The organism is Litorimonas sp. WD9-15, from assembly GCF_050271975.1.
Lineage (GTDB): Bacteria > Pseudomonadota > Alphaproteobacteria > Caulobacterales > Maricaulaceae > Litorimonas.
On the sequence record NZ_CP189850.1, the window covers coordinates 2654354 to 2678454 of the forward strand.

Consider the following 24101-nt stretch of genomic DNA (forward strand, 5'->3'; position numbering starts at 1 on the left):
CTATGAGAGATCAAAGCACGCATATCGTTTCCGGTTATGACACAGACCTTAAAAGCCTGACCCACGCCCTGACCGACCTTGGCACGTTGGTTTCTGAAATGGTTGAAGGCGCAATGCGGGCGTTTAAAAAACGCGACAGTGTCCTCGCCGAAAAAATTATTGCCCGCGACAGTGATGCCAATAAACGCCAGCACAAAATTGATGAAGACGTCCAACGTATCATCGCACTACGCAATCCCGTCGCGCAGGACCTGCGTCGGATTATCGGGGCGACGCGTATTGCGTCAGATCTCGAACGGGTTGGCGACCTCGCGGAAGGGATTGCGAAACGCGCCCTGCTCCTGAATGAGGAACCGCGCATTGATATGTCGAAATCGGTCTACCGGATGGGAAAACAGGTGCGCAAACAACTTTCCGGTGCGCTCGACACGCTGTTGAAAGAAGACGCGATTTCTGCGCTGCATTATTGGCAAGCCGATAGCGATATTGACGATCTCTATAACTCGATTTTCCGCGAACTCGTCACCGTGATGATGGGCGACCCCCGCACCATTCCCGCCTGTGCGGAATTGCTATTTGTCGCGAAAAATCTGGAACGAATTGGCGATCACGCTACGAATATTTGCGAAGCGATCTATTTCACCGCCAAAGCCGACCAACTCATCAACGACCCCAGCCTTGCCCCGATGATGCAGGACCCCGGCGTGAGAAAAACGCTCTAGGTTTTTAGCGCGGCCTCAACTGCCGCTAGGGCATGTATTTTGGCCGTATCATAAAGCGGGACATCACAATCCTCAGGCCGCAATAACAACCCTATCTCGGTACAGCCAAGAATGATGCCCTGCGCGCCGCGGGCGACCAAGCGCGCAACACTCTCTTGATAGGTTTGACGCGAGGTTTCAGAAATTATCCCCCTCACCAGCTCTTCATAAATAATAGTGTGAACACTATCTCTATCCGCCGCATTCGGGATGATGACATCGAGGTCGTAATTCTTCTCGATACGGTCCCGATAAAATCCCTGTTCCATTGTGAAAGATGTACCGAGCAGCCCCACCGCCTTAAGGCCATCTGACTTGACGGCCGCAGCCGCGGCATCCGCAATGTGAATAAGTGGAATACTGACCGTCTCTGCAATTTTATCGGCCAAGCAATGCATCGTATTCGTGCAAATGACGATCATATCCGCGCCTGCCTTTTCAAGCGATAAGGCGGCATCAGAGAGAATTGCCGAGAGTTCGTCCCAGCGCCCCTCATGTTGAAGGTCCGCTATCGGCGCGAAATCAACCGACCACATGATGATCTTTGCCGAGTGCGACCCGCCCAAACGCGATTGAACCGTTTCGTTGCAGATACGATAATATTCCGCAGAGCTTTCCCAGCTCATGCCGCCAATCAGGCCGATCGTTTTCATCGGCTAGAGTAGGAACCCTACGAGTATGAAAATAGCCGTACCTGCAATCGTCGCGATGATCGTTTGACGGCGATAGGCTTTGGCTAGCAGTCCAACCAAGATACCACCCAACACCACAAGTAAGAGCATGACCGCTACGATTTTTTGATATGTCTTAAACGCGGTCGGCCCGTGCCCTTTATGGAGTTCCATAAAGGCGGCTACCGTATCCGGCGTCACTGTCGACGCAGCCAGACCTTCGGGCGTCTGACGAAATTCGATATATTCCCGCGAGGTTGGCCGGAGTTGGATGACTGAGCCGCGATTGCGAATATATTCAAAATTATAATCAACATCCGCGCGGACAAGAAGATCACGGACCTCCGTTTCCAGCGTCTCGGATTTAAAATCTAAAGTCGCCCCTGCCGGAAGGACCAGCTCCTGTTTGGCAAAGTCACCCTTTATATTCATGAGATAAAGCCCGCCGGAAATCGCATGAAGCGCAAAAGCGGGGGCCATGAAGCCAGCCGCCCAGAGGTGAGCCAGAATGAGATATTTGCGAAGTTTCGGAGACATTTGAACAGGTCCTTTTTATATCGCCGTCTCTCTGCCAAAGTGGAAGACGCAGGTCAATCCTAAATGCTTATAATAATCATTCGCAACTAAAGCCGGGTGTTACCCATTGAAAACCGCAAAATATGATTGAGATAAAGTCAGCGATTGGAGCTTGCCTGGTAAATGTGCTATTGGAATTGCGGGACGACGGATTTGGAGAGAGACTTATGGCGATTGAACTGACTGTAAACGGGAAGACGGTCAAAACTGACGTCGATCCCGACACGCCCCTCCTCTGGGTGATACGCGATGAAATGAAACTCACAGGGACGAAATTCGGGTGCGGCATGGCGCAATGCGGGGCCTGTACCGTTCATGTAAACGGCGAGACCCGCCGCTCCTGCGTAACCCCCGTGAAGTTCATGGAAGGCAGCGAGGTTACAACGATTGAAGGGCTTGAGGGCAAGGAAGCCAGCGCCGTGCAAAAGGCCTGGACGGGTATCGACGTCCCGCAATGCGGCTATTGCCAATCCGGGCAGGTCATGAGCGCCGTCGCCCTGCTCAAGAAAGTCCCGAACCCGTCTGATGAGGATATCGACACCGCGATGAACGGCAATATTTGCCGCTGCGCGACCTATGTCCGTATTCGCCAAGCGATCAAAAACGCGGCGAAGGAGGTTTAAGATGGGAACCGTATTTAATCCCTCCCGCCGCGGCGTTCTTGCAGGCAGTGGCGCTCTTGTGCTCGGTCTCGCCCTTCCCCTAAAAGGCAAGAAAGTCCTCGCGCAAACCTCCGGCAATCCTTTCGCGCCCAATGCTTTCATCCGCATCGCACCGGACAATACCGTGACCATCCTGTCGAAACATATCGAATTTGGTCAAGGCCCTTGGACCGGACTCGCCACACTTGTTGCCGAAGAATTGGATGCGGACTGGGACCAAATGCGCGTTGAACATGCGCCCGCCGATGTGACGAAATATGCCAATGTTTTGTTCGGAGTCCAAGGCACGGGCGGATCCACCGCTATGGCCAGCAGTTACACGCAAATGCGCCAAGCGGGCGCGACGGCCCGCGCCATGCTCGTCCAAGCAGCGGCGGAAAAATGGGGCATGAAGCCTTCCGCGATTACAGTATCGGACGGGATCGTTCGCGGCAGTAGCAACTCGGCAACATTCGGCGAACTCGCCGAAGCGGCATCCAAAATTGAACCGCCCGTCGAGCCAACGCTCAAAGCCAAAAAGGACTTCAAATTTATCGGCACGGACAGGCCGAAAATTGACAGTCTCAGGAAGTCCACCGGAACGGCGGAATTCACAATCGATCTCTACCGCCCGAATATGTTGGTGGCCGTTGCCGCGCATCCGCCCGCTTTTGGCGGCACACTCGCCTCTATGGACGATAGGGAAGCCCGAAACGTCAAAGGTGTCGTCGATATCGTCACCGTCCCACAGGGCGTCGCCGTCCTGGCTGAGAACACGTTTGCTGCACTTAAGGCCCGCGACAAGCTTGTCCTGAATTGGTCGGATGACGGTGCGGAGACGCGCGACTCTGCCGCCCTGCGTCAACTCTTCGTCGACGCGGCCCGCACGGACGGGATTGAGGCCGCAAAAACGGGTGATGCCGCCGTCGCCCTCGCCGCTGCAGAAGAAGACGGCACATTTATCCACGAGGCGGAGTTTTACTTCCCCTTCCTCGCCCATGCCACGATGGAACCGCTCGATGCCGTCTTGGAACGCGCGGAAGACGGGTCCGTCGATGTCTGGATGGGCTCACAGATACAGACGATTGACCACGGCACGCTCGCGGCTGTGCTGGGCATGGACCAATCAAATATCCGGCTTAACACGATGCTGGCAGGCGGAAGCTTTGGCCGGCTCGCGACGCCGACGGCACATTTCGCCGCCGAAGCCGCCGCTATCTTCAAAGCGTCCGGCATGGACCGCCCTGTGAAATTCATGTGGACGCGGACCAATGATATTAAGGGCGGCTATTACCGCCCCATCGCAACCCACAAGGTTCGCGCGGCCATGGACAGATCCGGGGACATCCTCGGCTGGGAACAGACAGTCGCCTCACAATCCCTGACCAAAGGCACACCTTTCGACACGGGTGCAGAGGTCGATGCGACTATGATCGAAGGCATTAAGGAGCCCTATTACGAGATGCCGGATCATCGCCTGACCGCGCATATGGTCGATATCGGCGTCCCGCCGCTCTGGTGGCGCTCTGTCGGGCACACCCATACGGCCTATGTCATGGAAACAATGATTGACGAGATGTTGGAGAAACAGGGCCTTCATCCTGTATCGGGCCGGATGCGTCTGCTCAAAGATCCACGTGAGAAAGCCGTTCTGGCGCGTGTCGCGGAAATGGCAAATTTCAATCGCAAAATGAACCCGGAGCGCAAACTGGGCGTCGCCGTGCATAAGAGCTTTGGCACATATTGCGCACAGGTCGCAGAGGTCTCTATGAAAAACGGTAAGCCGAAAGTGCATAAAGTCTGGTGTGCCGTGGATTGCGGGCAACCGATTAATCCGAACGTCATCCGCGCGCAGATTGAAGGCGGCATTGGTTACGGCCTCGGCGCGGTTCTCTTTGACGAGATCACGCTGGGCCAAGGCGGCAAAGTCGACCAATCCAATTTCCACGATTATCGCTCACTCCGCATTCACGAAATGCCGCAGATTGAGGTCGCGATTATCGACAGTGACGAAAACCCGACAGGCATCGGCGAACCCGGCACGCCGCCCATCGGACCCGCCATTGCCAATGCTCTGCGTCGCTTGGACGGTACACGTCATCACAGTCTGCCCATTATTGGCCTGAACGATCCGGTAGGTGTGTAATCATGCGACATTTATTTATCTTCACGGCAGCCGCCGCTCTCTTGACCGCCTGTGGCGACACAGCCTCAACAGGGACGTTAGAAACAGTTTCAACCCCTGCCCCACGCGTGCAGGTTTCGGGCGAAACACTCGCCGCACCTGCTTCATTTAATGCGATCACGAATGAGCGTGAGCGGTCCGCCGCGCTCTTTGATGAAATGTTCAAAGTCATCGGGCATCCGCGCTGTATGAATTGCCATCCGCGCGAAGGCTCAATCACGCAAGGCGATGACATGACCCCGCATCAGCCAATGATCGTGCGCGGCGAAGACACATTCGGCGCGCCCGCCATGGAATGCTCGACCTGTCACGGCTCGGAAAATGTCAGCTATGTCGGCATGGAAGGCTCCATCCCCGGTCACGCGCCCTGGCACGTCGCCCCACTTGAAATGGGCTGGCAGGGCCTCAGCGTCCGCGAAATTTGCGAGCAATTAAAAGATGAAGACCGCAATGGTGGTCGTACACTTGAAGATTTGCACGAACATAATGCCGAAGACGGCCTGGTCGGCTGGGGATGGAACCCCGGCGAAGGCCGTGAACCCGCACCGGGCACGCAGGCGGAGTTCGGGGCATTAACGCAGGCGTGGATTGATACCGGGGCGGTTTGTCCGGCTTAGAGCGCATTTTGAGTTTAACGCCAAAATACGACTCTCGCCCCCTGAGACTCTCATTGACTGCCCTCAAATATGAAAGCCATTTCGTTAAATAGAGACTAGAGTTAGTCGCATCTTGCAATGCGTATCGAGGAATTGACGTGAGCCAATATGAAAGCCCGGAACATTTAAAAGCGGCAGCCTCGCGCGGAAATATAGCCGCGATGACCACGCTGGGACAACAAATGGTCGCCAAACCCACATCGCGCAAAGCATTTGAGGACGGTCAAATATTCTTAAAACAAGCGCATGAGGCGGGGAGTGGTGAGGCCGCCCAATTCATCGCGATTATCCATGCCGCAGGCCTGCGCGGCCAGCAAGACTGGCCCAAAGCGCTAGATTATTTGGCGGAAGCGGCGCTTCTGGGTTGGGAGCCGGCCTCTCAACAGCTTGCAGTTTTTGCTGACCAAATGGATAAAGATGGCACTTGGAATGCGAGCCAAGCCGACCTGATCGCGTTACGAAAACAAATCGATATTGAGGCTTTATTGCGCCTGCCCGAAAAACAAATCCTCAGTCAAAACCCCCGTATTCGAAAATGTGAAAACTTTTTGCCGCCCCGGTTTTGCGACTGGATGATCGCGAGAGCCCGTCCTAATCTTGTCCGCGCGCGCACCTATGACGCGACCGTGGCGGACGGACGAGAGAGTGAGAGTCGCACGAATTCATCCGTGAGTTTCGGTCTCTTGGAACTCGACCTCATTTTGCTTTTAATCCAAACGCGGATTTCGAAACTCACGGACATGCCCGTGTTCCTCATGGAAAATTCGAGTGTCCTTCACTACAAAGTCGGACAGCAATTTCGACCGCACCACGATTATCTTGATCCCAATAAACCCGCCCATGCTGCGGATATACGCCGATTTGGCCAACGTTTGGCAACCTGTCTCGTCTATCTGAATGACGACTTTGAAGGTGCCGAAACGGCATTTCCCAAGATCAGCCAGAAATTCCGGTGCCAGAAAGGAGGAGCGCTCCTCTTTGCGAATGTGGATCATCAGGGTCAGCCTGATCCAAATACGCTCCATGCCGGGTTGCCACCAATCTCCGGCGAAAAATGGCTCTTCTCGCAGTGGATTCGCACCGGTCCGCCGCCGCAAAGCGCTTAGACGGGGCCACGACATAATCCAATTTATCATCCCGTAGGCTACCAAGTGGAGGTGTGGGACCAGTCGACTGTTTTCTCAAACTTGCGTTTTGTTACGATAGACACCGCATCAAGTGCGGGATGACGTAGGCATTTGATTGACAATCAAATGACAAGGAACCGAACCGTGTAACGGTTCGGCGCGAGAACCTCTCTACGGTGAGATAAAATATCTTCATCGAAAAAGATAATCCTCGCTTATGCCAATTTTGAAAGCGTGGATTGGCAAAGAACTTTCTCCTCAATTTCCGTCCATTCCAGCCCGTTGTTTGCTTGCAAACAACATGAGCTGGAATCCAGAGTTAATCATGATTTCAGTGAGTTAGTTGCCGTTATGCGATTAACGCTCTGGACCCCAGCTTTCGCTGGGTTGGACGGGATAAACGGGGATTGAGATTTATTTCAAAAACTGCGTCCACACCCCCTGAGAGTTGTGCAATCTTTACAGTGTCTTCTTTCACAGGGCGGTCAGGTGCACATTGGCCAGTGCAATTCTGTTTGATGAGGTGTCGAAAATTTGGTGAAGCTTACCCATTTTTCGACGCATTATTTTAAAAACAGAAATGCACGGACCGGAAAGAAGCGGTGCTTGTCGTTGGACGAAACCGGGTAATGTCGGTGGAGTTGGGTGGCCTATCGAGAGCTGATCGTTCCCAGACTGAATGGTTCGGCCGGTAGCGGAAAAAGGCGCCGTCGCGTGGGGCTTTCTGACAATAAGCGTCGGGAGGGCTCGAAAACTATATATTAATTTGGGTTTCCGACCCGAGCCTGACCACCCACGCGAACATCCCGTTTTATTAGAAGTGAAACGGAAACAACTAAAAGATACAGGAAGCAGAGGCTTCCGAGGATAACAAAACCAACGGTTTCACTCCGCCTGTCATCCCGCACGCAACGCAGTGGAGATGCGGGACCTATCGCCTGCTCTCTTAAACCTGCGTTCTGCAAACGACAGGCCCCGCATCTGCGAGCTTCGCTCTTGTGCGGGGTAACAAGGAGGTATTGCCCCGAAGGGCCTTGCCCTTCGATTTCTGGAGATTTGATTGATAATCAAATATCTTTGTTACGCATCACGTGCGGGTTACAACAAGAGTGCGTATTGAAAGCTCCCTATTTAACAGCCTTCAAAATCACCTGATCCTCATTGCGGACCAGCGGCGCGTAATCGCGTTCGCGTTTCGGCGCGGGGGCTTTATTGAGATCCGCATAGCGTTCCAGCTTTTGCGCCTGCACGCGATTGACCTGACGCAGGGCATCGAGGTCTTTCATGGCGTCGACGAATTTCGCATTGAGCGCATCAAACTCGGCTTTGCTTTGCGAGAGCGCCCGTGACTGACGGTTTTCCGTCTCGGCCTGATTGCGGATGCGTTGTTCATTGACGGCATTGCGCTCACGCTCGGTTTCCAGCGCTTGACGCAGACCTGAGGTCTCCTCGTCAAAATGCGCGCCCATCGTGTCCTTGATGCGGAGTTGAGTTGTCAATTGTTCGATCTGGGTTTTCAGCGCGAGAATTTCATCCGCGCGACGTTTTAATGTATCTTCATGGAGGGACTTTTGGCTCGTCTGCTCATATTCAATAGATTGCAAACGCGAGGTCGCGGCGACGAGTTGTTCCTTCGCGGCGTGATGATCGAGGCGCAAATCGCGGAGGGCCGCAATCGCGGCGTCGGCGGATTTTGTTTTCTCGTCCAAGCGAACAGTCAGTTCCTCAACCGCATTTTCCACTTCCCGCAATTTATGTGTTTTCGCGGAAACTGCCGTATTCGCTTGCGCCAATTCGTCCTGCAAACGTTGCTGTGTGAGCGCGAGATCTTCGAGCCGTTCGGTGCGTTGTGTCAGTTCCCGCGTCAGGGAATCCGTCTCGCGACGCAATCCGATTTCCGTTTCACGGGCGGCGGCGGCGCGGTCTTTGGCCTGTGTGATTTCAGCTTTATTTGTTTCGACTTCGCGGCGAAGGGCGTCGCGATCTTTCTGAACGGTCGCGAGTTTCGCCCCCTGCTCCTGCGCCCAAGCGCGTTTCTTATCAAGGTCGGCCCGGACCTTGACCAATTCCGTGTTCAGGCGCTCCGTCTCGGCTTCCAGTCGTGTTGCATGGCGGACGCTGGCATCCATTTTCGTCATAGCTTTTGTCAGGCCGGAGAGACGTTTTGCAGCTTGGTCCTGTGCATCCGCGCCGGATTTCAAGGCGGCGGCAATCGCTTGGACCGTGTCTTGTGCGGCCTTGATGTCTTCCGCGCCGGCTGTGCCCTTTGTGACTTTGGCGACCAAAGGCGAGCTCGTGCGGCGAACATCCGTTTTCGGTGCCACAGTTTCTTTCTTGAACAGACGCATATCAACCCTCAGCATAATCTTCGAATCGCCCAGCCCGGGTGATCCCACATAAGGTTTTGGTAACCATGACGTGGTTAAGCGGGTCTTAACAAAGCAGGCAAAACGTTAATGAATTCGGGAATTTTGATAATAGTCACGGCAGGGTTGTGTGCCGTGATTTCCGGCTTGTTCGGTATGGCTGGCGGGCTCGTCTTTATGGGCGTCATCGCCAGCCTGATGAGTGTGTCGGCGGCGATGGTGGTCCACGGCGTCGTGCAGTCGGTCTCGAACGGGTCACGCTCCGCCATTTTGCGTGAACATATCCGCTGGGATATTCTGGGCTGGCAATTGGTCGGTGCTGTGCCCGCGGTCGGGATTATGCTGATGCTGGCCTTTAAACCGGACAAGGCGCAGCTCTTTCTCGCGCTGGGCTTTCTCCCGCTCCTGCTCTGGCTGCCGCGTGGCTGGCTGGCCGGGGATGCGGAGAAACCGTCCCATGCGATACTCTGCGGGGCCATGGTCATGGGATTGAATTTGAGTGCGGGCGTGGCCGGTCCGGCGCTGGATTTCTTCTACGTCAAAACCGCCCTCACCCGTAAGGCGATTGTCGCAACGAAAGCCGTTACGATGTTTGCAAGCCATCTGGTCAAGATCGGATATTTCGGGATTCCGCTTTTCCTCCTCGGAGATTTCGCGGGCCTTCCGCCGTGGTGGGTTTTCGCAGCGGCTGTGCCTGCGGTCATCCTCGGCACGAAAATCGGGACGTCATTGCTGGAGCATTTCTCGGATGTCGGCTTCCGAAAATACACGCGAATCCTCGTCACCGGGGTCGGGGCGATTTATGTCTGGCGCGGCTTTGATTTACTGACGAGCATGTAAAGCGCAATCCCCGCAATCGTGACGAGTGTTCCGACACCGTCCCAAATTCCGAAAGGTTCATCTAAGATCAGGATCGCCGCAATAATCGTCGCCAGCGGTCCGAACATGCCGAGCATGGCAACTTTCTGCGCCCCAATCCTGCCAATCGCGATGTTCATAAAGAAACTGGGCAGGAGCGTCGAGAAGACGGCAATCGTCAGGCCCAAGGCGTAAATACGCGGCGGCAGGTCGAAGGCCGCGACAATGCCATCCGTCGTCAGGGCCGCGATCGTGAAATGCAAGAAAATCGCCGTCGCCGCACCCAGCATGGCGAGGCAGGTAAAAAGAGAGGAGCCAATCCGGTCGATGAAGGACTTCGCGATGAGTTGGAACAACGCAAACAACATGGCGCACGCCAGCACCAAACCGCTACCCAACCAAAGGTTCGAGCTTTCGGTGATATCCCCGCCGAGGAACACGACGGCCAAGCCGCTATAGGCCAGCGCCACGGCGGCAATGCCCGACCCCGTCAACCGCCCGCCAAAGAACAGTGCGCCAAACAGGATGACAAAAGCGGGATAGGTGAAGAGCAGCAACCGTTCCAACTGTGCGGTGATGTATTGGAGGCCCGTAAAATCGAGCAGCGTGCAGAGGTAATAGGCCAAGACCCCCGCCAACATGGCGAGACCGATTTGCTGGCCAGTCGGTTTTATCACCGTCCGCCGCCAAACCCACCAGAGAATGGCGAGATAGACGGGGAAAGAGAAACCGAGACGCAACATCATCAAGGTAATCGGCGGGACCTGTTCGATACCCTCCGTCGGCAGATAGGCAAGTTTCACGAAGACGGCTTTCAGCGAGTAGAGCACCGCCGCGATCGTCCCGAGGACAATGCCAACCCAGACTGCGCCCTCGCCCTGCTCTGCGTCAGAAAGCACCGGGGCAGACATGGTTTCACGCAGGTTCGTTTTCATGTCCGCCGTCTTTCGCGGAAGAAGGATTTCAACAGATCGGAACACACATCCGCCAAAACGCCGCCCGTTACGTCCGGCCTGTGGTGACAGGTCGGCTGTTCAAAAAAACGAACGCCATTTTCCACCGCGCCGCCTTTCGCATCACGCGCGCCGTAAACCACCCGCGCAATCCGCGCATTGGAAATCGCGCCTGCGCACATCGTGCAGGGTTCCAATGTCACATAGAGCGTCATCCCGCCGAGACGATAATTCCCTGTGGCATAGGCCCCGTCCCGCAGTGCCAGCACTTCCGCATGTGCCGTCGGGTCACAAATCGAAATCGGCGCATTTCCCGTCCGCGCGACGACCTCGCCTTCCGCGTTGACAAGCACCGCGCCGACGGGCACTTCGCCGCGACGGGCTGCGCCCTTGGCTTCCGCCAGCGCAAGCCGCATATAGTGGATATCATCGGTCATAATTTTGCCTATCAACCGACCCGACCTCGCCGTCAAGAAAGCCCTTATGACTGACACGGTTCAAACAGAACGTATCGCTAAATTCCTCTCCCGTGCAGGTGTCGCCTCACGCCGGGATTCGGAAAAACTCGTCGCGGAAGGCCGCATCAAAGTGAACGGCAAGGTCATCGACACGCCCGCCACGAAAGTCGGCCCGAAGGACAGGATCGAATTTGACGATGCAGAGGTTGGCGGCAAGGTCCACACGAAACTCTGGCGCTATCATAAACCTGACGGGCTCGTGACATCGCACAAGGACGAGAAAGGCCGGACGACCGTTTTTGACAGTCTGCCAAAAGAGCTGGGCCGTGTAATCTCCGTCGGACGTTTGGACATCACCTCCGAAGGCCTTTTGCTCCTGACGAATGACGGCGAACTCGCGCGACATTTGGAACATCCCTCCACCGGGTTTTCCCGCCGCTACCGCGCCCGCGCCTATGGCAAGGTCACGCAGGCGGAGCTCAGTTCCCTGATAAACGGCATCAAAATTGACGGCATCATGACCGGACCGATTGAAGCCGTTCTCGACAGCACGAGTGGCGATAATAGCTGGATCACGGTCACCCTGCGCGAGGGTAAAAACCGCGAAGTGCGCCGTGCGATGGAACATCTCGGCCTGAAAGTGAACCGCTTGATCCGAGTCAGTTACGGTCCCTTTATGCTCGGCGAGTTAAATCCGGGCGAGACGGATGAAGTCAAATATAGCGTTATCCAGACACAGCTCGGTCACCTGATGGATTTTCCAGACCTGCCTGAACCGAAGACCCGCGCCCCGAAACGCGGCAGCCATGCGAGTGCGAAACGGTTCCAGAAAAAGCCGGGCGAGACAAAAACATCCGGCGCGAAAAAGGCCGAACCCCAAGGCCGCGGGAAATTCGCGAAATCCAAAGGCAAGCCGCGGGTCAAAGCGACCGGCAAACCGGGCGGAAAGTTTCAGGGAAAATACGCGCCACGCGGTCAGGGACGGGGGAAAAAGTGAGAATTGTCTCAGGTCGTTTACGCGGGCGTAACATCGAATCTCCGCCCACAAAAACCACCCGCCCGACCAGCGATCAAACGCGCGAGTCGATCTTTAATATCCTCAAACACGCGACATGGTCGCCCTCCCTCGACGGTGCGATTGTCGCCGATATTTTTGCAGGTTCCGGCGCGCTCGGTTTGGAAGCCATTTCGCGCGGGGCAGACTTCTGCCTCTTCGCGGAAACGGAGCCCAAAGCCCGCGCTGCAATTCGCAAGAATATTGACAAAATGGGTCTGTCAGAGATCACCCGCCTCCACCGCTATGACGCCACTCGCCTGAAAATCGCCCCTGGAAACCTGCGCGGGAAATTCACCCACATCTTCATGGACCCGCCCTATAATAAAGGCCTCTGGCGCCCAGTATTGGAACGGATCAGAACGCAAGCCTTACTGGCCGAGGGCGGCGTCGTGATTCTGGAAGAAGGCGCGGAAGCCGAAATAGACCCGCGCGGCTATGAGGTGCTGGACGACAAGACCTGGGGCGCGGCGCGGGTTTTATTTTTGGGATTGACTAAGAAGATATAATACGCATATATATACACACAGAGAGCGTAGCGGTTCACATCATATACCCATCCTTAAAGGAACCAGCCACTAACAGGGCTGAAAGGATTGACTCATGCGCCGCGCTTTTAAAATACAAATGTGAAACATTATGAAAAATAACTCTAGGCAGCTAATTAAGTTACTCAAGGAGAACGGTTGGACATTAGATAGGATTTCAGGGTCGCATCATATCTTTATGCATCCTGACTTTGACCGCCCCATTCCGGTACCACATCCGAAAAAGGATTTACCGACCGGCACGGTCAGAGCCATTCTTCGCCAAGCCAAATTAAAATGAGCATTTATTACGGCATCGTACATAAAGACCCGGATAGCGCTTACGGTATCCACTTCCCGGATGTGCCGCTCTGCTTTAGCGCGGCAGACGAACTGGAAGACTTGCTTCCCAACGCAATGGAAGCCCTCGCCATTTCCGCCGAATATGAAGCCCTGCCCGAACCTTCAAAAATAGAAACTATTCGCGACCTTGCGGAAGAAGACATTTCCGAAGGCGCTTTCATTTTGGCTGTTCCACTCGTGTCGATCTTGGGCCGTACGGTCCGAGCGAATGTGACTATGGATGCAGGATTATTGGAAAGTTTAGATGATGCGGCGAAGCAGAGGAAACTGACGCGGTCCGCCTTTATTGCGCAGGCTGTACGTAAAGAAATTGAGCAGCGACCCTGACGCTAAGCTTTAGGGCGAACACACTTATGTTGCCGAATTAAGATCGACCAAAATCATAAACAAAAGGAGATCTCCAATTAACGCAGCTCATTTATTGATGGCCGCTATAGCCTTGGCTGGATGCTCACAAGTTTCCGAAGGAGATGCGTGGGCGCTGAAACAGTCAGAGGTCATATCAATGACTCCAACTTTACCGCATTGTGGTGTTCTCTACACTTATGTGGACATGGAATTAAGAAATGAGCGCAATCAAAGCATAGTAATTCGCCTTCCCTGCGTTGAAGTTATCAAAGAGCCACTCCCAGCGGTTGGATCAATATGTACCGCCAAAGGTAAGATGACCATTGAGAGGGAATTGAGTCCTAAAGGATTGATTGTCGATAGTGAACCTATACGATTAACGCGAGAGTTGACATGTAGTGGAAAAAATTACGTTTTTGATCTCTAGTTTACATTGAAACAATTTAGCACGATTTCATGGTCAACAAAAAACCCTAACCCTCAAAACAAATCATTCACCCCGGACATATTCAAATCAGTCTCAAACGCCGCCACCTCTTCCGGCGTGAAGTCTTCGAATAATCTTTCATAGGCGGGTTGGGCTTTTCGGTAGCCCTTCTTCGCGGCTTTGTCATAAAATCTCGCGGCCTTTACGCGGTCTAAGTCTCGACCGTTTCCGTGTTCATGGGCGTGGCCGATGAGGTAGAGACTTTTCATGTGGCCGCGTTTTGCGGAGTGTTCGAGATGCAGAAACGCCTGCTCATACTGACCCGCCATGTAGAGATCACGACCGGGGCGGTAGTGCCGATCCGCGCCATTGCTCAACATGCGGTAACCCATCCCCATGGAGAGTTTGCCGAGGAGCCATGCGGGGAGAAGCGCCAAAATCGCAAACACGACTAATCCGCCAAAGAGTGACTCGATATCAAAAATATAGATAAAAACGCCGTTTATCAGGATCATCGCCGGAATGGCCCGGACATAGATTTTTCGGAAGGTTCGGTTTCGTTCCGCGAAATAAAAAGCCAGCGCGATAAGAAAAAGGACCGTCAGGAAAACCTGCCAGCCATTCATCTCGAACTTCAGGACATTCCGCGCGAAACTGGAAACTGTGAATAATCCGATGACGAAAGGCGCGAGAAACAGGACCGCCCAGACGAAAGGATTTCCGAAAATGTAACGGATGTGAATGCGGATAAATCCGGGAATGCGGAGGCCGAACAGCATCGGCCCATAATCAGTGATGGCGAGTTTCAAATTCTTTCTTGAAAACAGCCCCACAATCTTACCGCCGCCCGAATAACCGCTCAATATCGGCCAGTTTCAGTTCCACATAAGTCGGACGCCCGTGATTGCATTGCCCGCTATGCGGGGTCGCTTCCATCTGGCGGAGGAGTGCGTTCATTTCGTCGCCGTTTAGTCTCCGCCCTGCCCGCACGCTGCCATGACAGGCCATCGTGCCGCAGACATGTTCGAACCGTTCTTTCAGACTGAGCGCTTCGTCATATTCGGCGAGGTCGTCGGCCATGTCGCGCAGTAATCCCTGGACATTGACTTCGCCGAGCAGTGCCGGGGTTTCGCGGACGCAAATCGCGCCGTGCCCGAAGGGTTCTATGACTAGTCCCATTTCGGCGAGTTCGTCTTTGCGCGCTAAAATCCGCGCGGAGTCACTTTCGCCGAGCTCGACAATATCGGGGATGAGGAGCGCCTGACGCGGAACGCCCTGCCCCTCCATTTTCTTCTTCATCTCTTCATAGACGAGCCGTTCATGGGCGGCATGTTGATCGACGATGACGATACCGTCCTGCGTCTGCGCGACAACATAAGTTTCGTGGAGTTGTGCTCTCGCCGTGCCGAGCGGGTAATTGGGTGGAGGTGTTGACGGTTCGCCGTAGGGGACTGGCGTAAACGGGTCGGCGGTCTCTTCGACACGGCCTGACATGCCATCGACTAACGGTTGCAGCGACGGATCATTGGTGAAGGGCGGCGGGGCGTAGCCTCTCCCTATTCCTCTGGGCGGGCCTCCATATCGCCCTTGATAGGCGTAATTTTGTTGTTCCGTCTGAATGCGGCCTAGCGCGTAATCGCTCACCGTTGTGCTAGCGCGGTGACCGGCATCCGAGAGGGCATTGCGCAGGGCGCTGACAATCATCCCGCGCACAAGGCCGGGATTGCGGAAACGGACTTCGGATTTGGCCGGATGGACGTTCACATCGACCTGCTCATGCGGGAGGTCGAGATAGAGCGCGACGACGGGGTGACGGTCTCGCGCGAGAAAATCCTGATAAGCGCCCCGCACGGCGCCGTGGAGGAGTTTATCCCTCACAGGACGGCCATTCACAAAGAGATATTGATGCGCACTATTCCCGCGCGAAAATGTTGGCAGGCCGGCAAAACCCGACAGGATGACTCCTTCGCGTTCCGCATCGACAGAGACCGCATTTGCACCGAAGTCATCGCCGAGTATTTTGGACAGACGGACTAATCGGCCATCCTCTGACAGCGGCGTACCTGTCATGCGGAGGCTCGTCCTGTTGCCATTGGACAGGGTGAAGCCTGCATGGGGATTGGCCATAGCGAGGCGTTTCACGACATCGGAAATTGCCATCGACTCGGACCGTTCGGATTTCAAAAATTTCAAGCGAGCGGGCGTGGCGTAGAAAAGGTCCCGCACATCGACCCGCGTGCCGTGCAGGCCGAACCTTGGCGCGGGACGTGGCTCCGCTTTTGCGCCACCTTCGACCCGCAACTCCCACGCGCTGTCATCCGCTTCAGTCTGCGAGGTCAGGGAGAGCCGCGCGACAGAGCCGATCGAGGGTAAGGCCTCGCCCCGAAATCCCATGGTCGCAATATTCAGGAGGTCTGCATCATCGGGCAATTTCGACGTCGCATGGCGTTCTACCGCGAGGGAGAGATTGGCCGTATCCATCCCCTTCCCGTCATCGGTCACGGTGATGACCGTGCGGCCCCCGTCTTCATAACGAATATCGATTTGCGTCGCGCCTGCGTCGAGCGCGTTCTCAACGAGTTCTTTGATGACAGAAGCCGGACGCTCAATGACTTCGCCCGCCGCGATGCGGTTGACGGTCTGCGCCGGCAGGCGGCGAATCATGTGGGGGACGGCTGTCATGGCCTATAAATGTAAAAGCCCGCTTCTCAGCGGGCTAGTGGAGCAACTGCGATTTGTTGAGGGCTTAGAGACCCGGCAATTTCGCCCCGCCCGGACGGCGTGTGATTTCAGCCTGACCGCCGCCTGTCGCGGAATTGACCGACTCGAGACGACGCGCTTCCTGTTCAGGGTCCAGCGGTGCGGGATTGCCCTGCGCGTCCACGACCTGACCATTCTGCCAGAAGAGAATGCGGTTCGCGAATCCGCCGCTCTTACGTTCAACGGAATTCGCTCCGTCAATTTCAAGGCGAATTTCAGGGTTTGCGCGGTTCACACCAGCTTTCGCCATGAGCGCAATTTCACCCCGGCTGGGTTCCGCGTCATCAATATCACCCAGCAATGCTTCACGTGCAGACCGTTGGCTGTAATTATTCTCAGCCGAAGATGCCCCAACTGCGGGCGGGCGGAGGTTAAATTCCGGCGGCACGACGAGCGGCGCTTTGGTCAGGATGTTAAACTCGTTCGGCGCGGATTTCTGGAGACCCAGCGCGCGGGAGGTGGAAGTACAACCCGTCGCGATAAGAGCGGTCGCAGCAAGCGATGTCAGAACTGTGGTAGTGCGCATAGCAACAAATCCCGTATTTAAACTTTCAAGCGGTCTAGCCCGCAAAATCCCTGACGCCAAGTCACCAAAACAGGATGTGACCAAATCTTTAGGCTGGCGCCAGCCTAGTCTTTCGCGGCGGCTTTCTCTGCCTGCCATTCGAGAAACATGCTGAGGAACAGCATCATCACCCCGATCGTGATGAAACTATCCGCGACATTGAAAACATAATTGAAGCCGATATCGCTGAAATCGATCATATCCGTGACGGCCCCGAAAAACAGACGATCAATCGCATTACCAATTGCGCCGCCCACAAAGAATGAGAGCGCCAAACGCCCGATACGGTCATGAGTTTGTCGCAGAATGCTCAAAAGGAGAATAACCATCACGAAAGCGAAAATTGTAAGGCCCCAGCGCTTAATTGAGGAATCACCCTGCATCAGCCCCCAACTGATGCCGCGATTGCAAAGTAGTGATAAATCCATGACCGGAGAGAGTTCATGCGTGAAATTGGGGTTTGAAATCTCACATACATTTAACGGTTGATCGAAAAAGCGCGTCGTCGCCCATTTAGAGAGCTGATCAAGCGCCACCATAATGGCGGGTAAAACTCCGCCGAAAATGGCAAATGTTTTGGCCGGAATAGCCTTTTTGGGCGCATTTTTATCAGCATCAGTCATGATCGCGCCTGTGCCAGTTTCACCCGTTGAAGGCAATCCATGTGTCTGACTGTAAAATTGCCATGTTTTCATTGGCCCCCACGCCCCTTTTCGTTAAACCCAATCTGAAACTTCGTGCCGCGACAGCTGTGCGAGGCCTATAGATTCGCGGGAAACGACACGCATGCGCCATTTTAAGCTCCTCGCCCTGCAGGGTACAGCGACACTCGCCCTGATCGGGGCGCTGTCCACAACTGCCCACGCGCAGGTCGTTATCGAAGACGATACGGACCAGCAAATCCGCACTTCGACCGCCGGGCCTGACGGCGGACCGTCTGACGTCATTCTTGGTGATGACCCCGCCACCGAAGATGTGACTGAAGGCAGACCTACAATCACGGGCACAGGTGCCGTGGATGCTGATAACCGCAATCCCGCTGTCGTTCTTGATTCCTCCAACGCCCTGCGCAATGGCGGCGATGTCGTTATCGAAGAGGGTGCGGCAGGTTCCGTTGGGGTCGAATTACAGGGCGGTGAAGATCGCAGCTATATCCAAACGGGGTCTGTCTCTTTGACGGAGGATTTTACCCCCACGGACACGGATGATGACCCGTTTACGGATGGCGGTGTCGCCGAAGGCTCTGGTCGCACGGGTATTTTGATCTCGGGCGCGTCACCTTTTCAGGGCAATATAGAATTCACGGGAACGTCTAGTATTCTTGTCGAAGGGAATGACAGCTACGCCATCAATCTCGAAAACACGCCGATGATGATGCAGGGCCTGACGGGCAATCTTGCGACAAACGGATCCATTAATATCGTGGGTGATCGCTCTGTCGGTGTGAATATCGGGTCCGGCGTGACAGGCGACCTTATCAATGACGCGGTTATCACAGCGCGCGGTGAAGATGCGCAAGGTTATGCGGTGAATGCAGATATTCAGGGCGGCTTTGTCAATGCAGGCAGCATTTCGGCAACGGGCTTCCGCTTCAACACGCGCCCCGGATTTAGCGGCAGCGATACAACATCCGGCCGCGAAGACCTGGGCGCAGAAGATCTCACACAAGCTGGTTCCGCCCTCAGCATTAGCGGCGACGTCTCCGAAGGTATCTTCCTGCGTCAGCGTCAGTCAGCAGTCGTCGATGCCGCAGGTGACCCCGTCCTTGATGATGATGGAAACCAGCTTTTTACAACGACGTCCAGCAGCTCCATTTCACAATTTGGCGGCGCACCCGCTGTTATTATCGGACGCGATGGTGATCCAATAGGTGTTGGATTGATCGCAGAGATCACCAATCCGGAAGATGCGGATTTTGACGAAGACTTACAATTCGCCTTCATCAATCAAGGCACCATCGCGGCGAATGGACTTTTCGATGATATTGACGCCTCGGCTGTTTCTATTTCGAATGCGACTCTGACGGGTGGGCTCAGCAACTCCGGAAGCCTGACAGCTTCGTCCTTCCGGGCCGCAACTGAACGCGAGGGCACAGAGGGTGATGGTACGGCACGTGTCCTCGTTCTTGGAGACAACGCAATTGTTGAACGGATCAATAATAGCGGCGTCATTGTCGCAACCGCCTCTGAAGCAATCGATGAAGTCTTTTTTGATCGTGACAATATTCTCGCCCCGCGCGAACTTTTGGCTGTCGGCATTGATATCGGTGAAAATGCGTCCGTTACAGATTTAGTCAATAGCGGGACAATTACGGCTGTTGTGGTTGGACGGGACGGACAAGCCGTTGCCATCCGCGATGCGTCAGGTACGCTACGATCTGTCACAAATAATGGTATTATCGCGTCTTTAGGATCCTCCTCTGATCAAGCTGACTTGGAAGAAACAAATTTCGACCTCATCGCCTTAGATGTCAGTGCCCTAACCGAGGATTTTACTTTTACGCAGACGGCCTCTGACATTGAAGGCGTCACATCCCGCGTGGCCGGGGATATTTATCTCGGCTCCGGGAATGACTCGCTGATCGCCGATGCGGGAATCATTGAAGGTAATCTCGACTTTGGCGGTGGTAATGATACGCTGACACTGTCGGGCAATGCCTTTTTCTCCGGCGAGGTGACGAACACGGACAGCCTGACACTATCGGTCACAGACACGGCGACGCTTGCGCTCGGATCTGCGGAAGACATCAATATTGAAAGCGCGACATTCGGCGATGGGTCAACCTATCGGCCCGTGGTCGACGGTGCATTAGGCCGGGCTTCTACGCTGATCTCCGATGGCGAGATTACGTTCGAGTCGGGCGCGACCATTAATCCGATCCTGAGCTCCATTTTGAACAATGATGCGGGTGGCGACACCCAGCGTTTTGAGCTCGCAACAGGAGGCAATATCACGATTGGTGATTTGGCTGGCTTGAGCGGTGGTGTCTCGCCGTTCCTTTTTGACTCTCAATTGAGTTTGGATGGCACAGATACATTGGTCATCACCTTGGATTTGCGCGATCCGAATGCGTCTCTCGAAAATGGTGGCCTTGGCTTAGATTCGGTCCAAGCTGCGGCCTTTGGTCAATTTGTTGGTGAAGGAGCTAATCGTAGTTTTGAGGCCGGCGCCGCCTTCCAAGCTCTCGCTGCAACGCCTGAGCTGGGTAATGCTTTTGCCAATATTACAGAATCCGCAGAGTTCTACGCCGCGATCAATCAAGTACTTCCTGAGTTTTCGGGCGCGGCAAAACAATTCGTTCTCGCCAATGTTGACGGCGCTGTGGGGGCCGTCGGCTCTCACTTGGACACCACCCGTCGCTCCCCTGATAAATCTGGTGGCGCTTGGCTGGAGGAGTTCTTCTATTTTGCGGACCGTGAACTTGCCGGCTTGTCAGAGCAATATCGCGGGGAAGGTTTCGGCTTTACCGCAGGTCTGGATACCGCCCTTGGGCCCTTCCACGCCGTGGGTGTGAGTGCAGGTTTTTCCAGCACGGAAGTTGAAGATGTCGTTGGCATTGATGATCCATTGGACGTCCGCACCTACACGCTCGGCACCTATGCCGGGTTCGAAAGCGGTGGCTTAAGCATCGATGCCTATGGCGGTATCGGTTATAACCAGTTCGAACAAAACCGCCGGATTTCCGTCGGAGATTTCTTGGGTGTTGCACAGGGCGACTGGGACGGGTTCCTCGCCAATGCCAGTCTGAGGGCGGGTTATATGATCCCTCTTTCAGAGAAATATTGGGTCAGACCCCGTGCCTCGCTCGATTACCTATATCTCAATGAATATGGTCATACAGAAACAGGAACACAGGGTTTCCGGACTCGTGTTGATGGCCGCAGAACAGATACGGCGTCGGCAACGGCGATGATTGATTTCGGGGCCAACTTCCAGGGTAAGCGAACATGGATTCGTCCATCTGTGCGCGTCGGCTACCGTAACGAGTTCATCTCTGATCCGGTAGAAACGGCATTCCGTTTCCAGGGTTTGCAAAACGTAGATGGCGAAGTGTTTGACTCTGAGCTTGCACGTTTGCGCAGTCTTGCCTTCCCGGATGAAGGGATTCTCCTCGGCTTCACAGTTGCGGCAGGGTCCGAATACTCATCTATCGGGTTCGATTTCGACAGCGACATTCGGGACGGATTTATTCGTCATACGGGCCGCATCGTTATCCGTCTGCTGTTCTAGCGTGTCGGCGCATCTGCGCCACAGCGACTACCTCTCCGGTCTCGCAACCCGTTTCGCGAGGCCCGGAACTTGCGCGGATATTTTAGCTGAAGTCGCGCAGGCTTCTGCTGATGACCTAACCGAGTTAAAAGCCCGATTTGCACTGGCTTTTGCAAAGACTAAATTTGAGGGTTTCGATGAGGCAGGTCGCATCTGGAGCGGCTTTGCCGATGCCACGATTGACCGGGCATCCGTTCTGGCCTGGCAGATCGCCTCAAAACGACATCGCCTAAGTCTAACCAAGGGCACACCATCAGGGTTTTTCATTCTGGGTCTGGGCAAACTGGGCGGGCTAGATCTGAACTTTTCCTCCGATGTCGACCTCCTCGCCTTTTACGATCCCGAAACGCTGCCCGTACCGGCCACAAAAGGTCAGGCCTATATTGCGTCTGAAGTTTGCAAGAACCTGACGCAAATCCTGCAGCCTCGCCACGCGCCGGATTTTGTCTGGCGGGTGGATTGGCGACTTCGTCCCGAAAGTTCCGGCACGGGACTGGCGATGAGTACGACCAAGGCGGAGACGTTCTATTTCTTCCGCGCCTTACCGTGGCATCGCCTCGCCTTGATGAAGGCGCGGGTCGTCGGCGGAGATAAGAACGCAGGAGAAGACTTCCTCGCTGCCCTGGAGCCGTTTATCTGGCGGCGCAACCTGGACTTTACCATGCTGGACGAATTGGCGGCGCTGAAATCGCGCATTAATGATGAACATCCCGGCTTGGAGAGCGAGCGAAAAGCGCCCGCCCCGATCACACCAAAAGCGGCCGGATTTAATATCAAGCTTGGACGCGGTGGCATCCGCGAAATCGAATTCATCGCCAATGCGCAGCAATTGGTGCATGGCGGCAAACGCCCCGCACTCCGCACGACAAATACGCGCGAAGCTTTGCGACAATTGCGCGAAGAAGGTCTGCTACCTTCGAAAATTGTGGCGGATTTATTGGAGCGGTATGCGCATTTCCGCGATCTCGAAAATTCTGTGCAAATGCTTAATAATGAACAGACACACATTGTTCCCGCGGAACAGGATCAGGAAAATCTACTCGGCCTCCTGAACTATCCCGAAAACTTCGATGCTGATATCTATAAGCGTCGCCAAAGCACACATGCGGTTTTCTCCAAATTATTCGAGACGGCAAAAACGGAATCCACCTCCGTCGATCTTGCCGAACTGGAAGGCACGTCCAAAGAGATTGCGCGAAGTTGGAGCAAGGGGTTTTCCAACCACGGAATAGCCCCCGCCATCAGCCGGAATTTTCAGGAGCTGGGGCGCAAATTGGTGACGCGTGTTCAACGCCAGAACAGCCCTGATGCGTTTCAAACGGTTGATGCGTTTCTGAAACAATTGGGACGGAGCGAGCAATATTTTACACTCTTAGCACGACACCCCAATCTCCTTGATACGCTCGTGACGCCGCTTCTGCACAGTCCGCATATGACAGAAATTCTGCGGCAATCGCCACACATTATAGATATCTTCCTATCGCCTGCAGCTGCAACGCTGGAGGCACAATCCGCCTTTGTTCTCTCCTCACCGGATTATGAGCGTCGGCTGGAATCCCTCCGCCGTTTCGTGAATGAACAACTTTTCCGCGCCTATACGCGTTTCCTGAACGGCGAGAGTGATGCCGCTGCTTTACAAGCCAAACTGACAGCCATCGCGGAACTGACGCTTACTCTTTCTATTCGTATCGTCGCGGATGACTTGGAAGTCGAGCATATTCCCCTGACAGTTCTGGGCCTCGGAAAAATGGGGACCTCGACAATGGCGCCAGAATCCGATCTGGACCTCGTTTTTCTTTTTGCAGATGATTGTGATCCGGACCTGTCCGCACAGGTCGTCAGGCGGTTGCGAACGACACTAATGACGAAGTTGCGCGAGGGCATCGCCTACGAACTCGATATGCGCTTGCGCCCATCGGGTCGGTCCGGGCCGCCCGCGGTCAAACTCTCCGCCTTTTACGACCACCACGTGAACCGCGCCCACACATGGGAACATATTGCCCTCGCCCCCGCTCGCATTGTGGCAGGTGACACAGATTTAGGTCAGCAGGTTATAGCGATAAAATCCGAAATCCTGACCCGTCCCAGAAACCGCGACGCATTTCTATCTGACGCATGGTCCATGTATCAACGCATCCGCGCGGAACGCATCACCGACACACCGCCGGACGTCTGGCGCAGCAAATTACGCGAAGGCGGATTGATGCAAGCGGACTTCCTCCTGTCCAGTTATGCCGTCTTAGGCGAACTCCCCCCTAACGATTTGGCGCCAGCTGCGGACGCATGGCGCGATTTGCAGATTTGGGAACGGTTACTGGGTCTAAAAGGTCGAACGCTGGCCGAAACACCGAACCGGTTCGAGAGCCTTATAACTGACCGGGTTCAACCCAAGCTCATCAAACAGCTTCAAAACAGCGTCCAATCTGCGGCAGACATCCTCTTTACCGATATTCAACAGGGTGAACATCCTGACCCGGCGCCAATAATCTGGGATAAGCTGTAAAAGCGGATGCGAATCGCCTTGCAGGGCGACTCA

General features: G+C 54.8%; 21 protein-coding genes. 12 read left to right on the forward strand and 9 right to left on the reverse strand.

Annotated elements, in window-relative coordinates:
• Positions 1-2 precede the first annotated feature (2 nt).
• The gene (phoU, locus tag ACP9M6_RS12445; protein WP_427451561.1) at positions 3-722 is read left to right on the forward strand and encodes a phosphate signaling complex protein PhoU; all 720 of its coding nucleotides are present in this window, start codon (positions 3-5) and stop codon (positions 720-722) included.
• Here the strand turns inward: phoU and ACP9M6_RS12450 are convergent.
• A complete protein-coding gene (locus ACP9M6_RS12450) occupies positions 719-1414 on the reverse strand; it encodes an aspartate/glutamate racemase family protein (RefSeq protein WP_427451563.1) in 696 nt (231 codons plus the stop codon). The genes phoU and ACP9M6_RS12450 overlap by 4 nt on opposite strands.
• A gap of 3 nt (positions 1415-1417) precedes the next feature.
• Entirely contained in the window at positions 1418-1969 is a 552-nt protein-coding gene (locus tag ACP9M6_RS12455; RefSeq protein ID WP_427451565.1) for a hypothetical protein, read from the reverse strand.
• A gap of 206 nt (positions 1970-2175) precedes the next feature.
• On the opposite strand from ACP9M6_RS12455, the gene ACP9M6_RS12460 reads away from it, so the two are divergent.
• The 4 genes from ACP9M6_RS12460 to ACP9M6_RS12475 all read left to right on the forward strand — a co-directional run bounded on the left by ACP9M6_RS12460 (position 2176) and on the right by ACP9M6_RS12475 (position 6596).
• Positions 2176-2631, forward strand: a complete 456-nt coding sequence (locus ACP9M6_RS12460) for a (2Fe-2S)-binding protein (protein ID WP_427454791.1) — start codon at positions 2176-2178, stop codon at positions 2629-2631.
• A gap of 1 nt (position 2632) precedes the next feature.
• Complete coding sequence (locus ACP9M6_RS12465) at positions 2633-4795, forward strand: molybdopterin cofactor-binding domain-containing protein (RefSeq protein WP_427451566.1); 2163 nt, start codon at positions 2633-2635, stop codon at positions 4793-4795.
• Between the two features lie 2 nt (positions 4796-4797).
• The gene (locus ACP9M6_RS12470) at positions 4798-5451 is read left to right on the forward strand and encodes an Isoquinoline 1-oxidoreductase subunit (protein WP_427451568.1); all 654 of its coding nucleotides are present in this window, start codon (positions 4798-4800) and stop codon (positions 5449-5451) included.
• 137 nt (positions 5452-5588) lie between these two features.
• Positions 5589-6596, forward strand: coding sequence for a 2OG-Fe(II) oxygenase (locus tag ACP9M6_RS12475; protein WP_427451570.1), 1008 nt, complete (start codon positions 5589-5591; stop codon positions 6594-6596).
• Positions 6597-7744: 1148 nt separating this feature from the next.
• Here the strand turns inward: ACP9M6_RS12475 and ACP9M6_RS12480 are convergent.
• Positions 7745-8980 (reverse strand): hypothetical protein, encoded by a 1236-nt coding sequence (locus tag ACP9M6_RS12480; RefSeq protein WP_427451572.1) that lies wholly within the window; start codon positions 8978-8980, stop codon positions 7745-7747.
• Positions 8981-9073: 93 nt separating this feature from the next.
• Here ACP9M6_RS12480 and ACP9M6_RS12485 point away from each other — a divergent pair, with 93 nt between their 5' ends.
• A complete protein-coding gene (locus ACP9M6_RS12485) occupies positions 9074-9823 on the forward strand; it encodes a TSUP family transporter (RefSeq protein WP_427451574.1) in 750 nt (249 codons plus the stop codon).
• Here the strand turns inward: ACP9M6_RS12485 and ACP9M6_RS12490 are convergent.
• Together ACP9M6_RS12490 and tadA are read right to left on the reverse strand one after the other, a co-directional pair.
• Entirely contained in the window at positions 9784-10776 is a 993-nt protein-coding gene (locus ACP9M6_RS12490) for a DMT family transporter (protein WP_427451576.1), read from the reverse strand. The genes ACP9M6_RS12485 and ACP9M6_RS12490 overlap by 40 nt on opposite strands.
• Positions 10773-11231 (reverse strand): tRNA adenosine(34) deaminase TadA, encoded by a 459-nt coding sequence (gene tadA / locus ACP9M6_RS12495; RefSeq protein ID WP_427451578.1) that lies wholly within the window; start codon positions 11229-11231, stop codon positions 10773-10775. Before tadA ends, ACP9M6_RS12490 begins: the two co-directional genes overlap by 4 nt.
• A 4-nt stretch (positions 11232-11235) precedes the next feature.
• Between tadA and ACP9M6_RS12500 the strand changes: the two genes are divergently transcribed.
• From ACP9M6_RS12500 to ACP9M6_RS12515, 4 genes are all read left to right on the forward strand, one after another.
• Positions 11236-12249: a pseudouridine synthase gene (locus tag ACP9M6_RS12500; protein ID WP_427451580.1), complete on the forward strand. Its 1014-nt coding sequence runs from the start codon at positions 11236-11238 to the stop codon at positions 12247-12249.
• Entirely contained in the window at positions 12246-12815 is a 570-nt protein-coding gene (gene rsmD / locus ACP9M6_RS12505) for a 16S rRNA (guanine(966)-N(2))-methyltransferase RsmD (protein WP_427451582.1), read from the forward strand. Before ACP9M6_RS12500 ends, rsmD begins: the two co-directional genes overlap by 4 nt.
• Before the next feature lie 130 nt (positions 12816-12945).
• A complete protein-coding gene (locus ACP9M6_RS12510) occupies positions 12946-13134 on the forward strand; it encodes a type II toxin-antitoxin system HicA family toxin (RefSeq protein WP_427451583.1) in 189 nt (62 codons plus the stop codon).
• On the forward strand, positions 13131-13523 hold the full coding sequence (locus tag ACP9M6_RS12515; RefSeq protein ID WP_427451584.1) for a YlcI/YnfO family protein: 393 nt from the start codon (positions 13131-13133) through the stop codon (positions 13521-13523). The genes ACP9M6_RS12510 and ACP9M6_RS12515 overlap by 4 nt, the downstream gene beginning before the upstream one ends.
• Positions 13524-14024: 501 nt before the next feature.
• On the opposite strand, the gene ACP9M6_RS12520 is transcribed toward ACP9M6_RS12515, so the two are convergent.
• The 4 genes from ACP9M6_RS12520 to lspA all read right to left on the reverse strand — a co-directional run bounded on the left by ACP9M6_RS12520 (position 14025) and on the right by lspA (position 17991).
• Positions 14025-14834 carry a tetratricopeptide repeat protein gene (locus ACP9M6_RS12520; protein WP_427451586.1) on the reverse strand — a complete coding sequence of 270 codons (810 nt, stop codon included), beginning with the start codon at positions 14832-14834 and terminating at the stop codon, positions 14025-14027.
• Positions 14809-16653, reverse strand: a complete 1845-nt coding sequence (mutL, locus tag ACP9M6_RS12525; protein ID WP_427451588.1) for a DNA mismatch repair endonuclease MutL — start codon at positions 16651-16653, stop codon at positions 14809-14811. Before mutL ends, ACP9M6_RS12520 begins: the two co-directional genes overlap by 26 nt.
• Positions 16654-16717: 64 nt before the next feature.
• Positions 16718-17257: a DUF3035 domain-containing protein gene (locus ACP9M6_RS12530; protein WP_427451590.1), complete on the reverse strand. Its 540-nt coding sequence runs from the start codon at positions 17255-17257 to the stop codon at positions 16718-16720.
• A 104-nt stretch (positions 17258-17361) separates the two neighbouring features.
• Positions 17362-17991: a signal peptidase II gene (gene lspA / locus ACP9M6_RS12535; RefSeq protein WP_427451592.1), complete on the reverse strand. Its 630-nt coding sequence runs from the start codon at positions 17989-17991 to the stop codon at positions 17362-17364.
• A gap of 91 nt (positions 17992-18082) precedes the next feature.
• On the opposite strand from lspA, the gene ACP9M6_RS12540 reads away from it, so the two are divergent.
• Both ACP9M6_RS12540 and ACP9M6_RS12545 read left to right on the forward strand, forming a co-directional pair.
• The gene (locus ACP9M6_RS12540; RefSeq protein ID WP_427451594.1) at positions 18083-21526 is read left to right on the forward strand and encodes an autotransporter domain-containing protein; all 3444 of its coding nucleotides are present in this window, start codon (positions 18083-18085) and stop codon (positions 21524-21526) included.
• Position 21527: 1 nt separating this feature from the next.
• Positions 21528-24068: a hypothetical protein gene (locus tag ACP9M6_RS12545; RefSeq protein ID WP_427451596.1), complete on the forward strand. Its 2541-nt coding sequence runs from the start codon at positions 21528-21530 to the stop codon at positions 24066-24068.
• The last annotated feature ends 33 nt before the right edge of the window (positions 24069-24101 follow it).